We start from the raw sequence: 14,311 nt of genomic DNA on the forward strand, positions 1-14,311 counted from the left end.
ACGGGGCCCCGTCGTCGCCGGCGTGATCGGCGCGGTCGCCGTGGTCGCGGCCCTCGCGATCACCCAGGTGTCGGCAGCGCTCGGCTTCGATGACGCGTCGGCGCGCGTCGAGACAGCCGCGCGCGCCGTGGACGCTCAGCGTTCGGAGGTCGATCACCGGTACGCCGCTCTGCTGGAGTCCACGGACGCCGGTCACGTGATCCTCGACACCGGCAGTCCGACTCTGCCGGTGCCGGAGGAATCCTGGTCGGCCCTCACCGCCGCGGTCGCGGACGGCGAGGGGATCGGAGCGGCCGTGGAGGACGCCGTGGCGGCCGATCGACCGCCCGCACGCGACAAACCGGCCTGGTTCTGGGAGCTCTTCGGCACCACCGCCCAGTTGGAGGACGACGAGCGGGCGCTCGTTGAGCTCGACGCGAACCTCGAGCGAGCGTCGGCGGACGCCTCGCGCGGACGGGACGCCGTGGCCGAGAGCGGACTGGCCGTGCTCGCGACGGCAGGGCAGGCGGCGACCGCGTTCGAGGCGGCGCACGTGTCGGCTCGCAACGATGCCGTGATCGCCCTGCGCGACGCCGCGGCCGACGTCGCCGCCGTGACGACCATCGACGACACCGCGGTCGCGGCCTACGTCGCGCTGCAGGATGCGGCGGCCCAGGTCGTCGCCACCGAGGCGGCGGAGTTGAGCGAGAAGGACGGCCCCCTCCGCGGCGCACGCCTCGAGATCGAGGCGTTCGCCCGGTCGCTGGCCCCCGGAGTGCTCCTGGAGTTCGACTGGGCCGCGACCGTCAACGGCGCGGGCGCCAACGGCAGCATGGGCGGCTACACCACGTGGTGGTGGGACGAGCCGGGTCGCGCCGTCATCCAACTGTCGGACTCGGTCGCCCAGCAGTGGCCCGCCGATCGGAGCGAGGCGCTCGTCGCGCACGAGGTGGGACATGCCATCAGCGTCAAGTGCCAGGGCATGTACGACTCCTCCACGCAGGACAGCATCGAGAAGTGGGCGACGGCCTGGGCGATCAGCATGGGCTTCACCGACGACGCGAACGGCGTCTGGGCCTACGGCTACCCACCGCAGAACTACATCGACGCGGCCGCCGGCTGCCGCTGACGGAAACAGAGAACCGCCGCGGATGATCCGTGGCGGTTCTCAGTTCGACTCGGCGTCTGTCCGACTCAGCGGGAGGTCACTGCCCCCGGCGCTCGCGCAGCTGCGTCAGCGCGTCTTCGAGGAGCTGTACGGCCTCCTCGTCGGTGCGACGCTCCTTCACATACGCGAGGTGCGTCTTGTAGGGCTCCGTCTTGGCGACGGCGGGAGGGTTCTCCTTGTCGCGCCCCGCGGGAAGGCCCGACTGCGGGTGGTCGATGATCTCGGGGATCTCCTCCTCGGGCAGACCGGCCGCGAAGTAGCGGACCGTCTCATTGCCGAGGCCGTCCCAGTACGTGACAGCGATGCGGTCGGCGTGGTAGCCGTGGTCCTGCTCGCCCATCGGGCCGGAGCCCACCCGGGTACCGCGGATCGCGTTTCCACCGGTAGCCATCAGATCACCTCGAACTTCGTGATGAGGCCCAGCGCGACGATGGCGACGAACCACGTGAGCGCCAGGACGACGGTGAAGCGGTTGAGGTTCCGCTCCGCGAGACCGGAGGAACCCACCGCGGTGGTCATGCCTCCGCCGAACATGTCGGACAGGCCGCCACCGCGACCCTTGTGCAGGAGGATGAGGAGAGTCAGCAGCACGCTGGTGATACCCAGCACGACCTGCAGGACGAACTCGAGAATTGCCACGAGAAAGAGCCTTTCGCTGGGGCCGGAGCGCCCCCGTAACGGTCAAGTATACGGTGCAGCGGGGCCGCAGCCCCGCCGCACTCACACGCCGACGTGCTTCTCGAAACGGATGATCGCGGCGAACTCGTCGACGACGAGGCTCGCCCCGCCGACCAGGGCGCCGTCCACATCGGGCTCCCGCATGAAGCTGGCGATGTTCGCCGCCTTCACCGATCCGCCGTAAAGGATGCGCGTACGCGCCGCCGCCTCGTCGCCCAGGACCTTCGCGATCACCCCGCGCAGCGCGGCGCACACGTCCTGCGCCTGCTGCGGGGTCGCGGCCTGACCGGAACCGATCGCCCACACGGGCTCGTACGCGACGACGATGTCCGCCGACGGCGAGACGCCCTGCAGCGCCGCCTCCAGCTGACCGGCCGGAACCGCGCTCGCCCCGAACTTCTCCAGGTCCTCCGCGGTCTCGCCCACGCAGATCACCGGCACCAGGCCGTGCTTCAGCGAGGCCTTCACCTTGGCGGCGACGACCTCGTCGGTCTCGTCGTGGTACTCGCGACGCTCGGAGTGACCGATGATGACGTAGGTCGCGTCGAGCTTCGACAGGAACGCGCCGGAGATCTCGCCGGTGTACGCGCCCGAGTCGTGCGCCGACACATCCTGCGCACCGAAGGCGAACGGGATCTTGTCGGCGTCGATCAGCGTCTGCACGCTACGGATGTCGGTGAAGGGCGGGAACACCGCGACCTCCACCGAGCCGTCCTCGTGCTTCGCATCCTTCAACGTCCAGTGCAGCTTCTGCACGAACGCGACCGCCTGCAGGTGGTCGAGGTTCATCTTCCAGTTGCCCGCGATCAGCGGGGTACGGGAGCTCACGCCCATCCGAGGACCTCCAGCCCAGGTAGTTTCTTGCCCTCGAGGAACTCGAGGCTCGCTCCGCCTCCGGTCGAGATGTGACCGAAGCGGTCGTCGGCGAAGCCGAGCTGGCGCACGGCAGCCGCCGAGTCGCCGCCGCCGACCACGCTGAGGCCGTCGACCTCGGTCAACGCCTGCGCCACGGCCTTGGTGCCCGCCGCGAAAGCCGGGAACTCGAACACGCCCATCGGCCCGTTCCAGAACACGGTCTTGGATCCGCGGATCACCTCGGCGAAACGGGCCGCCGTCTCCGGACCGATGTCCAGGCCGATGCCCGACGCTCCGAACGCGGTCTCCTCGATCGCGTCCGCGGCCGCCACCTCGTGCGCCGCGTCTGCCGAGAAGGACGCCGCCACGACCACATCGGTCGGGAGCACCAGTTCGACGCCGCGCTCCTGCGCCTCCGCGATGTAGCCGCGCACCGTGTCGAGCTGATCCTCCTCGAGAAGGCTCGACGCCACCGGGTGGCCCTGCGCCTTGAGGAAGGTGAACAGCATGCCGCCGCCGACCAGGATGCGGTCGACACGCGGCAGCAGGTGCGAGATCACGCCGAGCTTGTCGCTCACCTTGGAGCCGCCGAGCACGACCGCGTACGGCCGCTCCGGGTTCTCGGTGAGGCGGTCGAGCACGTCGAGCTCGGCCGCGATCAGCAGGCCCGCCGCCGAGGGCAGACGCTTCGCGAGCTCATACACGCTCGCCTGCTTGCGGTGCACCACGCCGAAGCCGTCCGAGACCAGCACGTCTCCCAGCTCGGCGAGCTGACCGGCGAACGCCTCGCGCTCCGCCTCGTCCTTCGACGTCTCCCCCGGGTTGAACCGGAGGTTCTCGATCACCACGACCCCGCCGTCCTCCAGGGAGGCGACCGCGTCCTTCGCGGATTCCCCGACGGTGTCGCGCGCGAACGCGACGGGAGCGCCGAGGAGCTCGGACAGACGCTGAGCCACGGGCTCCAGGCTGTACTGCGGGTCGGGGGCACCGTCGGGGCGGCCGAGGTGCGAGCAGACGATCACGCGGGCGCCCGCGTTGATCAGCGTGTTCAGGGTCGGCAACGAGGCCCGAACGCGGCCATCGTCCGTGATGACCCCGTCCCGCAGGGGGACATTGAGATCACAACGGACGATGACGCGCTTGCCCTCGAGCGACCCCAGGGAGTCCAGGGTGCGCAGAGTCATGTGTCTGAGCTTAGAGGCGCTCGGCCACGTACTCGGTCAGGTCGACCAGACGGTTGGAGTAGCCCCACTCGTTGTCGTACCAGCTCGAGACCTTGATCAGGTTGCCGCTGACGTTGGTGAGCGTGGCGTCGAAGATCGACGAGTGCGGGTTGTGCACGATGTCGCTCGACACGATCTGGTCCTCGTTGTACTGCAGGTAGCCCGCGAGACGACCGTCGGCGGCAGCCTTCTTGTAGGCCTCGTTGACCTCCTCGACCGTGAGGTTCTCGCGGTCGGTGATCAGCGTGAGGTCGACGATCGAGCCCGTGGGGACCGGAACGCGGTACGACGAGCCGCTGAGCTTGCCGTTCAGCTCGGGCAGCACGAGACCGATCGCCTTGGCCGCACCGGTCGACGCCGGGGTGATGTTGATCGCGGCGGCGCGTGCACGACGCAGGTCCTTGTGCGGGCCGTCCTGCAGGTTCTGGTCGGCCGTGTAGGCGTGCGCGGTCATCATGAAGCCGCGGTCGATGCCGAAGGCGTCGTTGAAGACCTTCGCCAGCGGCGCGAGGCAGTTCGTGGTGCACGAGGCGTTGGAGATGATGTGGTCCGTCTCCGGGTTGTACGTCTCCTCGTTGACGCCCATCACGATGGTGCGGTCGTCGCCCGTGGCGGGAGCCGAGATGAGGACCTTCTTCGCGCCGGCCTCGATGTGCTTGCGTGCCGCGTCGGCGTTGGTGAAGAAACCGGTCGACTCGATGACGATGTCGACGCCCAGCTCGCCCCACGGAAGGTTGGCGGGGTCGCGCTCAGCGAACGCCTTGATCTCCTTGCCGTCGACGGTGATGCTGTCCTCGTCGTAGCTGATCTGCGCGTCGAGGACGCCGCCGACCGAGTCGTACTTCAGGAGGTGCGCCAGGGTCTTGTTGTCGGTGAGGTCGTTGACCGCGACGATCTCAAGGTCTGCTCCCTGCGCGAGCGCCGCGCGGAAGTAGTTGCGTCCGATGCGGCCGAAGCCGTTGATACCGATCTTGACAGACACTCAGGTCTCCCTGTTTCTCATGCGCCGGAGACCGCTGTCGAAGCGGGCGCCATGCGCGGGTTTTTTGGCTGAGATGGCGCCCCGACGAGCCGTGGGCCCGCCGGGACGCGACCCGGTTACGACAGTACCAGCAGGCCGTTCGTCTGCTTGCGGGCGACCTCGAGGCGCTGGGCGACGTTCTCCCAGTTCGCGATGTTCCATGCGGCCTTGACGTAGTCGGCCTTCACGTTCAGGTAGTCGAGGTAGAACGCGTGCTCCCACATGTCGAGCTGGAACAGCGGGATCGTGCCCTGCGCCGTGTTCGACTGCTGGTCGAACAGCTGCTGGATGATCAGGCGCGAACCGATCGAGTCCCAGCTGAGGACGGCCCAGCCGGACCCCTGGATGCCGGTCGCGGCAGCCGTGAAGTGCGCCTGGAACTTCTCGAACGAGCCGAAGTACTCGTCGATGGCGGCCTTCAGCTCGCCCTCCGGCTGACCGCCGCCGTTGGGCGACAGGTTGGTCCAGAAGATCGAGTGGTTGACGTGACCGCCGAGGTTGAACGCGAGGTCCTTCTCGAGCTTGTTCACGTTCGCCAGGTTGCCGCTCTCGCGGGCCTCGGCCAGCTGCTCGAGCGCGGTGTTCGCGCCGGCGACGTAGGTCGCGTGGTGCTTGTCGTGATGCAGCTCCATGATCTTGCCGCTGATGTGCGGCTCGAGGGCTGCGAAGTCGTACGGGAGGTCGGGGAGGGTGTAGGTCGCCATATCGCTTTCATCCAATCCGCGCCGCGCCCGCGGCGCTTGCCGATCCTCCGCGCCACCGATGTGCGGCGTGGAGCGGACGTCTCTCATCCTAGTGAGGACAACACCGGGTCGGACCGGATCCTTCCTCCCGTTGACGACGGCCCGCCACCCCGGGTAGGGGCGACGGGCCGTCGGAGCAGAGGCGGGTGGATCAGACGTCGAGCCCGGCGGGGACAGCGGCCTCCGTGCCGGGGATGCCCTCCTGCTGGGCGCGCTTGTCTGCCATGGCGAGAAGACGACGGATGCGACCGGCGACCGCGTCCTTGGTGAGGGGCGGGTCGGCGTGGTGGCCGAGCTCGTCGAGGCTGGCGTCCCGGTGCGCGAGGCGCAGCTCGCCGGCGACCCGCAGGTGATCGGGAACCTCGTCGGCGAGGATCTCCAGCGCGCGCTCCACACGGGCGCACGCGGCCACCGCCGCCTGCGCGGAACGCCGCAGGTTCGCGTCGTCGAAGTTGACCAGGCGGTTCACGCCCGCGCGCACCTCGCGACGCTGACGCAGCTCCTCCCACGCCAGCGCGGTACGGTGAGCGCCCATCTCGCTGAGGATCGTACGGATCGCCTCGCCCTCGCGCACCACGACGCGGGGCATGCCGCGGACCTCGCGCGCCTTCGCGGCGACGCCCAGACGGTGTGCGGCGCCCACGAGCGCCATCGCCGCCTCGGACGACGGGCAGGCGACCTCGAGCATCGCCGAACGGCCGGGCTCACTGAGCGATCCGGCGGCCAGGAAGGCCCCACGCCACAGACCGGCGATCTCGGCGCGCGAACCCGTGGTGAGACGGTTCGGCAGGCCGCGGACCGGACGGCGACGCGGGTCGAGCAGGCCGGTCTGGCGGGCGAGGGTCTCCCCCTGCGCGATCACGCGCACGGCCCAGCGGGCGCCGTCGTTCGCGGTGCTCGACTGCACCTGCGCGATCTCCGGGCGCACGCCGTAGATCTCGGCGAGATCCCTGGCGACGCGGCGGGCGAGGGTCTCTGCGTCGACCTCGGCCTCCACGGCCACACGGCCCGCGATGGAGTGCAGTCCACCGGCGAATCGGAGGATGGCTGTCACCTCCGCCACGCGCACCGTCGGGGGTGCATTGCGGATGCTGACGAGCTCAGCCTTGACGTCGGTGGTTAGTGCCACGACACTCCTTCACGTTCACGCGCCGGATCGCGACGCAAACCTCCAGCTTACTCGCCCGGGGGGCTATTCCCTGCCGAGGTCGCGGTGCCGCACGTTCACGGCGACCCCCGGAATCGCGGCGATCCTGCGGGCCAGCTCCTCGGACATCGCGACCGAGCGGTGCTTGCCGCCCGTGCATCCGATCGCGATCGTCGAGTGGCTCTTGTTCTCCCGCTGATACCCCTCGAGCACCGGCACGAGCGCCTTCGCATACGAATCGAGGAAGTCGGTCGCACCCTCGCGGGACAGCACGTACTCACGAACCGTCTCATCCTGCCCGGTGAGGCCGCGCAGCTCCTCGTTCCAGTACGGATTCGGGAGGAAACGCATGTCGGCGACCAGGTCGACGTCGGTGGGCAGCCCGTACTTGAAGCCGAAGCTGAGCAGCGTCACCCGATGCCGCGCCTCCCCCTCCTCCGAGAAGATGTCGGAGACCTGCGTCGCGAGCTGGTGGATGTTCAGCGCCGAGGTGTCGATCACCAGGTCGGCGGCCTCGCGGATGGGGGCCAGACGCGTCCGCTCCGTGCGGATGCCGTCGAGCAGAGTGCCATCGCCCTGCAGGGGGTGCGGGCGGCGCACCGACTCGAAGCGACGCACCAGGACGTCGTCGGAGGCGTCGAGGAACAGCACCCGGATCTCGCCGCGCGTGCGCAGCAGTCGCGCGACACCCGGGAAATCGTCGAAGAGGTTGCGGCCGCGCACGTCGACCACGGCGGCGACCTTGGGCAGCGAATCGCCACCCATGCCGGTCAGGTCGAGCAGCGGCCGGAGGATCTGCGGAGGCAGGTTGTCGACGACATACCAGCCGAGATCCTCCAGTGCGTTCGCCGCCGTCGTCCGGCCTGCGCCGGACATCCCAGTGACGATGAGGAACTCGCCCTTCTCCCCGTCAGTCATCGCTCCCTGCTCCTTCTCCCCCTCGGTCTCCCAGCCTAGCGAGTGGACAGGTGCGAATGGATGGTCTGAGCGAGCACCGGACCGATCCCCTGTACCTCCTGGATCTGCGACGGGTCGGCGGCGCGGAGGGCCGTGACCGAGCCGAAGTGCTTGAGCAGCACCTTGATGCGAGAGGCGCCGAGCCCCGGAACCTCGGCGAGCACGCTGCCGATGTCTTTCTTGCGCCTCTTGCGCTGGTGCGTGATCGCGAAGCGGTGGGCTTCGTCTCGCAGTCGCTGGAGAAGGTAGAGGGCCTCGCTGGTGCGGGGCAGGATCACGGGGAAGTCGTCTCCCGGCAGCCACACCTCTTCGAGACGCTTGGCGATGCCGCACACGGCGATCTCCGTGTGCCCCGCGTCGTGGAGCGCGCGCGCGGCGGCCTCCACCTGCGGCTTCCCTCCGTCGACGAGGAGCAGCTGCGGCGGATACGCGAACCGCGGCTTGCGCCGTGCGGTCGCCTCGCCCAGGTCCTCCCCCACGACCTCGTCTGTGGTCGGGTCGAGGACCTCCTGCTCCTCCTCCGGCCGATCCAGGTGTGCGAGCCTGCGGCGCAGAACCTGGTACATCGAGTCGGTGTCGTCGGTCGTCTCGGCGATGTTGAACGACCGGTACTGGTCCTTGCGCGGAAGGCCGTCCTCGAACACGACCATCGAGGCGACCACGTTGGTGCCGCCGAGGTGCGAGATGTCGAAGCACTCGATGCGCAGCGGCGCCTCCTCCATGCCCAGCGCCTCCTGAAGATCGGTCAGCGCCTGGGTGCGCGCCACGTAGTCGCTCGTCCGGCGGGTCTTGTGCCGGATCAGCGCCTGCTGCGCGTTCAGCGTCGCGGTGCGCATCAGGTCGGCACGCTGACCCCGATGTGCGACCGCGATCTCGACCTTCTTGCCACGGCGTTCGCGCAGCCACTGCTCCAGCTCGGTCGCGTCGTCGGGGAGCGTCGGGACGAGGATCCGTCGCGGAACGTCCTGCGCGTCGCCGTACGCCTGCTGAAGCACCTGGTCGACGAGCTCGGCGCCCGTGATGTCGATCTCCTTCTCGATCGTGAGAGCACGGACACCGCGCACGCGGCCGCCGCGGATCACGAAGTGCTGCACGGCGGCGGCGAGCTCGTCTTCCGCGATGCCGAACAGGTCGGCGTCCTCATCGGCCGGCAGCACCAGGGCGCTCTTGCCGAGCACGGCCTCGATCGCGGACAGCTTGTCCCGGTACTTCGCGGCGGCTTCGTAGTCCATCGCGGCGGACGCGGCGAGCATGCGCTTCGTGAGCTCGCGGGTGAAGCGCTCGTCTCCGCCCGCCATGAACGCGATGAAGTCGTCGACCATCGCCCGGTGCTCCTCGATGGACACCGTCATCGAGCACGGCCCGCCGCACTTGCCGATCTGCCCGGGGAAGCACGGGCGCCCGGTCTGCATCGCCCTCTTGTAGCTCGCATCGCTGCAGGTGCGGATCGGGAAGGCCCTGATCATCAGGTCGATGGTCTCGTGCACCGCCCACACCTTGGGATACGGACCGAAGTACCGCGCCCCGGGGATCTTCCTGTTCCGGGTGACGATCACGCGGGGCGCCTCATCGGCGAGGGTGACCGCCATGAAGGGGTACGACTTGTCGTCGCGGTAGCGCACGTTGAACGGCGGATCGTACTCCTTGATCCACATGTACTCGAGCTGCAGCGAGTCGACGTCGGTGGGAACGACCGTCCACTCCACCGACGCAGCGGTCGTGACCATGCGCCGGGTGCGCTCGTGCAGCGTGCGCAGCGGGGCGAAGTAGTTCGACAGCCGCTGGCGCAGGTTCTTCGCCTTGCCGACGTAGAGCACCCGTCCGTTGGCGTCGCGGAACCGGTACACGCCGGGGTCGGTCGGGATCTCCCCCGTCCGTGGCTTGTACGGGAGCACGTCGGCCATCAGCTGGCCTTCCGCGCGGCGCGCCCCTCACCCAGGATCTCGGCGAGGAACTGCCCGGTGTGGCTCTCCTCGACGCGGGCGATCTGCTCCGGCGTACCGGTCGCGATGATCTGCCCGCCACCCGAACCGCCCTCCGGTCCGAGGTCGATCACCCAGTCCGCCGACTTGATCACGTCGAGGTTGTGCTCGATCACGATCACGGTGTTGCCCTTGTCGACGAGGCCGTTGAGCACCTCGAGGAGCTTTCGGACGTCTTCGAAGTGCAGACCCGTGGTCGGCTCGTCGAGCACGTAGATGCTGCGGCCGTTGCTGCGACGCTGGAGCTCCGTGGCGAGCTTGACGCGCTGCGCCTCGCCGCCCGAGAGCGTCGTGGCCGACTGCCCCAGCCGCACGTAGCCGAGCCCGACGTCGACGAGCGTCTTCATGTAGCGGTGGATCGCCTGGATCGGCTCGAAGAACTCCGCGGCCTCCTCGATCGGCATCTCCAGCACCTCGGCGATGTTCTTGCCCTTGTAGTGCACCGCGAGCGTGTCGCGGTTGTACCGCTTGCCGTGGCAGACCTCGCAGTCGACGTAGACGTCGGGCAGGAAGTTCATCTCGATCTTGATGGTGCCGTCGCCCGAGCACGCCTCGCAGCGGCCGCCCTTGACGTTGAAGCTGAAGCGACCGGGCTGATAGCCCCGCACCTTCGCCTCCGGCGTCTCGCTGAACAGGGTGCGGATGCGGTCGAACACGCCGGTGTACGTGGCCGGGTTCGAGCGCGGGGTGCGGCCAATCGGCGCCTGGTCGACGTGCACGACCTTGTCGAGGTTGTCGAGGCCGGTCACCCTGGTGTGCTTGCCCGGAACGGTCCGCGCACCGTTCAGTCGCGAAGCGAGCACCTGGTACAGGATGTCGTTCACGAGGGACGACTTGCCCGAGCCGCTGACGCCGGTGACGGCCGTGAGCACGCCCAGCGGGAAGTCCGCCGTGACGTTGCGCAGGTTGTTCGCCCGCGCGCCGACCACGCTCAGCATGCGCTTCTTGTCGATCTTGCGACGCTTCGACGGCATCGGGATCGCCCGGCGCCCGGACAGGTAGTCGCCGGTCATCGAATCGCTGTCGCCGAGGAGCGCGCTGTACGGCCCCGAGTGCACGACGGTGCCGCCGTTCACTCCGGCGCCGGGACCGATGTCGACCACCCAGTCCGCCGCCTCGATGGTCTCTTCGTCGTGCTCCACCACGATGAGCGTGTTGCCCAGGTCGCGCAGCGTGAGCAGGGTCTCGATCAGCCGGCGGTTGTCGCGCTGGTGCAGGCCGATCGACGGCTCGTCGAGCACGTAGAGCACGCCCGTCAGGCCGGAGCCGATCTGCGTGGCGAGCCGGATGCGCTGCGCCTCGCCACCGGACAGTGACCCCGCCGAACGGCTGAGGTTGAGGTACGACAGCCCCACCTGGAGGAGGAAGTCGAGGCGCAGGCGGATCTCGCGCAGCACCTGGGCGGCGATCTTCGCCTCCCGCTCCGTGAGGTGCAGCTTCTCCATGAAGCCCCGCGCGTCGGCGAGGCTCAGGTGCGACACCTCGGCGATCGAGTGGCCGTGCACCTGCACCGCGAGCACCTCGGGCTTGAGGCGGTCGCCGTTGCACACGGGGCACGGCACCTCGCGGAGGTACTCGCCCCAGCGGTTGCGCTGCGTGTCGGACTCGGCCTGGAGGTACTGCCGCTCGATGTAGGGCACGACGCCCTCGAACCCGGACGCATACCGCATCTCCCGGCCGTAGCGGTTCTTCCACTTGACCGTGACCTTGTAGTTCTCGCCGCGGAGCACGGCCTCCTTGACGTCGGAGTGCAGCTCGCGCCACGGCGTGTCGAGCGAGAAGTCGAGGTCGCGCGCCAGCCCCTCGAGCAGGCGCTCGTAGTACTGGAAGAGACCCTTGCCCTGCGTGGTCCAGGGGATGATGACGCCCTCGCGGATCGAGAGGTCTTCGTCGCCGAGCATCAGCTCGACGTCCACCGACATGCGCGTGCCCAGCCCGGAGCACGCGGGGCAGGCGCCGAACGGTGCGTTGAAGGAGAACGTGCGCGGCTCGATCTCGGTGAGGGTGAGGGCGTGGCCGTTCGGGCAGGCGAGCTTCTCGGAGAAGGTCTGCCAGGCGTCGTCGCCCTCGCCGTCGACGTAGTTGATCTGCACGACGCCACCCGCAAGTCCCAGGGCCGTCTCCACCGAGTCGGTGACCCGGCCCAGGATGTCGGGCGACGCCACCAGGCGGTCCACGACCACCGCGATGTCGTGCTTGTAGCTCTTCTTCAGCGTGGGCGGCTCGGCCAGCTGGATGAGGTCGCCGTCGACGATCGCGCGGGAGTAGCCCTTGGCGCCGAGCTCGCGGAAGAGGTCGACGAACTCGCCCTTCTTCTGCGACACGATGGGGGCGACGACCTGGTACCGGGTGCGCTCGGGCAGCTCCATGAGCTGGTCGGCGATCTGCTGCACCGTCTGACGCTGGATCTTCTCGCCGCACTCGGGACAGTGCGGCACGCCGATACGCGCCCACAGCAGGCGCATGTAGTCGTAGATCTCGGTGATGGTGCCCACGGTCGACCGCGGGTTGCGGTTGGTCGACTTCTGGTCGATCGACACCGCGGGGCTCAGGCCCTCGATGAAATCGACGTCCGGCCGATCCACCTGGCCGAGGAACTGCCGCGCATAGGCGCTCAGCGATTCGACGTAGCGGCGCTGCCCCTCGGCGAAGATCGTGTCGAACGCCAGACTCGACTTCCCCGACCCGGACAGGCCGGTGAACACGACGAGGGAGTCGCGCGGGATGTCGATGTCGACGTTCTGGAGGTTGTGGACGCGGGCACCGCGGACACTGAGTTTTCCGGGGGAGGCAACGGGGACGATGGGCACCGAACAAGTCTACGAGGGGCCACGGACATCGGCTCCGCTAGGGGCGATCCCCTCCCGTCGACGGGGCCGCAACAGCCCGCGGGACGGGGCCGCTCTCCCGCCGCAGGACCAGCCATGCGACGACCACGACGACCAGGAGGAGTGACGCCGCCGCGGGCGCGAGCCAGGCCGCCCCGCGCTCGACCTGCCCCGGCGACACCGCCCAGACGCCGAGCGCGATCGACTGGGCCACCAGCTGGATCACGACGAACCGCACCGCCGTCGGCCGGAGCGACCTCAGCGTGAGGCGAGCGGCCGCGGGCACCGTGAGGCTGAGCGCGGCGAGGATGTGGATCGCATGGACGAGCACGAGAGCGACCGCCGTCCGTTCCGGCGCCGGCTCGGACAGCAGCAGCCCGAACGGCAGGCAGGCCGCCCCCACCCATGTTGCGAGCGACCGCGGCAGCACGGCCCCCACGAGAGCCGCGACCACCGCCACACCCCGCCAGAACGGCGTGGGGTGCAGCACCAGCACGCCGAGCAGCACCAGAGTCACGGTCAGGACGCGCAGCGTCACCCCGGGCACCCAGGCGCCCACGTCGAACCCTCGTGTGCGAGCGGTCACCGCGCCACCCTCCGGCTCCGCTGCTGGCGCACCGCCGCCACCCGCAACGCCACGTCGACGCCGTCGTCTGCCCAGGCCACCACCTCGACCCCCGCGCGCCGGAGCTCGGCGAGGATGTCGGCGCGCTCGGCCAGCAGCGTGCGCAGGGCGATGCGCTGCTCCCTGGTGAGCCGTGCGCCGTCGAGCTGCGGCAGCACATCGATCGCGACGACGGCGTGACCGGCGGCCCGCCACTGCGTCGCGAGTCGCGCAGCCACCCCGTCGGCGAAGGTCGAGAGCACGAACACGATCGAGCCCGTCGGTACGACAGGCGAGCGCCGGTAGGACGAGTCGGCACTCGGACCCGTGGCGGCGACGGCGGCGCGCAGCCGCGCGAGGTGCCGGGCTCCCCCGCCGATCGGCACGCTGCGTCCGCCCGGCGAGAGCGCGTGGAACGCGACCCGATCCCCGGCTCCGACCGCGGCGGTCGCCACGGACAGAGCCGCCTCGCGCGCGAGGTCGAGCGAGGTGACACCCGTGCGGTCCGGGTCGTCGGTCCCCCACGCGGCCACCACCGATCCGAGGTCCTCCGCCGTGTCCATCGCGATCACCACCGAGGAGTCGCTCAGCGCGTTCACCCGCCGGACCAGCAGGTCGCCGGGGCGTCGGGCGGCACGAGCCGTCGCGCGCCAATCCACCCTCCGCACCTCATCCCCGGGGACGAACGGGTGGATGTCGTGGAAGTCGCCGCCCTGACCCGCGCGACGCCCCTCGTGCGAGCCGTTCAGCCCCGTGAGGCGCGGAGCCACCGGCAGCCGATCGATCCTCCTCGTCTTCGGGGCGGCGTTCCATCCGATCGCCGTGCGCGGTCCGCGGTCGGAGACCCAGGCGCCGTCGATCGCGGTGCCCCGGGCGATCAGCCCCATCAGCTCGACCGGCCCCGAATGCGACAGCCGCGTCCGAGCGGACAGCACCGCCGTGCCCGGCCGCACCTCCGCGAGCGCGGTGCGACGCCCCCGCCCCTCGACCGCGAGCTGCACGTGCTCGGCGTCGAGGTCGACGTCCGCGGTGACGCGCACCACGGCGTCCTCCCCCGCGTCGGGCGCAGCGTGCAGGGCGACCCGCAGCTCCCCGTCGCGCGGACGGCGCAGCAGCGCCCACACCG

At 69.7% G+C, this 14,311-nt stretch carries 12 protein-coding genes and 1 pseudogene; 1 reads left to right on the forward strand and 12 read right to left on the reverse strand.

The features are described from left to right. Positions 1–1,108 (forward strand): annotated as a pseudogene (locus tag DW309_RS19480) (hypothetical protein); the annotation flags it as partial. A gap of 76 nt (positions 1,109–1,184) precedes the next feature. Here DW309_RS19480 and DW309_RS08160 read toward each other — a convergent pair. The 12 genes from DW309_RS08160 to DW309_RS08215 all read right to left on the reverse strand — a co-directional run. Further along, a complete protein-coding gene (locus DW309_RS08160; RefSeq protein WP_136028839.1) occupies positions 1,185–1,538 on the reverse strand; it encodes an RNA polymerase-binding protein RbpA in 354 nt (117 codons plus the stop codon). Next, a complete protein-coding gene (gene secG, locus DW309_RS08165; RefSeq protein WP_101845144.1) occupies positions 1,538–1,786 on the reverse strand; it encodes a preprotein translocase subunit SecG in 249 nt (82 codons plus the stop codon). The genes DW309_RS08160 and secG overlap by 1 nt, the downstream gene beginning before the upstream one ends. Before the next feature lie 81 nt (positions 1,787–1,867). Next, positions 1,868–2,659: a triose-phosphate isomerase gene (gene tpiA / locus DW309_RS08170; protein WP_136028837.1), complete on the reverse strand. Its 792-nt coding sequence runs from the start codon at positions 2,657–2,659 to the stop codon at positions 1,868–1,870. Further along, positions 2,650–3,864: a phosphoglycerate kinase gene (locus tag DW309_RS08175; protein ID WP_136028835.1), complete on the reverse strand. Its 1,215-nt coding sequence runs from the start codon at positions 3,862–3,864 to the stop codon at positions 2,650–2,652. Before DW309_RS08175 ends, tpiA begins: the two co-directional genes overlap by 10 nt. 10 nt (positions 3,865–3,874) lie before the next feature. Then, the gene (gap, locus tag DW309_RS08180; RefSeq protein ID WP_136028833.1) at positions 3,875–4,885 is read right to left on the reverse strand and encodes a type I glyceraldehyde-3-phosphate dehydrogenase; all 1,011 of its coding nucleotides are present in this window, start codon (positions 4,883–4,885) and stop codon (positions 3,875–3,877) included. Positions 4,886–5,001: 116 nt separating this feature from the next. Continuing rightward, complete coding sequence (locus tag DW309_RS08185) at positions 5,002–5,628, reverse strand: superoxide dismutase (RefSeq protein ID WP_017202787.1); 627 nt, start codon at positions 5,626–5,628, stop codon at positions 5,002–5,004. A gap of 190 nt (positions 5,629–5,818) precedes the next feature. Beyond that, positions 5,819–6,796, reverse strand: a complete 978-nt coding sequence (whiA, locus tag DW309_RS08190; RefSeq protein WP_136028831.1) for a DNA-binding protein WhiA — start codon at positions 6,794–6,796, stop codon at positions 5,819–5,821. 63 nt (positions 6,797–6,859) lie between these two features. After that, positions 6,860–7,732, reverse strand: coding sequence for an RNase adapter RapZ (gene rapZ, locus DW309_RS08195; RefSeq protein WP_136028829.1), 873 nt, complete (start codon positions 7,730–7,732; stop codon positions 6,860–6,862). A gap of 35 nt (positions 7,733–7,767) precedes the next feature. Beyond that, positions 7,768–9,675 carry an excinuclease ABC subunit UvrC gene (uvrC, locus tag DW309_RS08200; protein ID WP_136045095.1) on the reverse strand — a complete coding sequence of 636 codons (1,908 nt, stop codon included), beginning with the start codon at positions 9,673–9,675 and terminating at the stop codon, positions 7,768–7,770. Further along, positions 9,675–12,563 (reverse strand): excinuclease ABC subunit UvrA, encoded by a 2,889-nt coding sequence (gene uvrA, locus DW309_RS08205; protein WP_136028825.1) that lies wholly within the window; start codon positions 12,561–12,563, stop codon positions 9,675–9,677. The genes uvrC and uvrA overlap by 1 nt, the downstream gene beginning before the upstream one ends. A 37-nt stretch (positions 12,564–12,600) precedes the next feature. Beyond that, positions 12,601–13,167, reverse strand: a complete 567-nt coding sequence (locus tag DW309_RS08210; protein WP_136045096.1) for a hypothetical protein — start codon at positions 13,165–13,167, stop codon at positions 12,601–12,603. Further along, positions 13,164–14,311: DUF58 domain-containing protein (locus DW309_RS08215; RefSeq protein WP_342590374.1), on the reverse strand; the 1,148-nt coding region annotated here is incomplete at its 5' end. The genes DW309_RS08215 and DW309_RS08210, both read right to left, overlap by 4 nt.

The sequence above is a fragment of the Microbacterium sp. K41 genome (genome assembly GCF_004794395.1).
In the GTDB taxonomy this organism is placed as follows: domain Bacteria; phylum Actinomycetota; class Actinomycetes; order Actinomycetales; family Microbacteriaceae; genus Microbacterium; species Microbacterium sufflavum.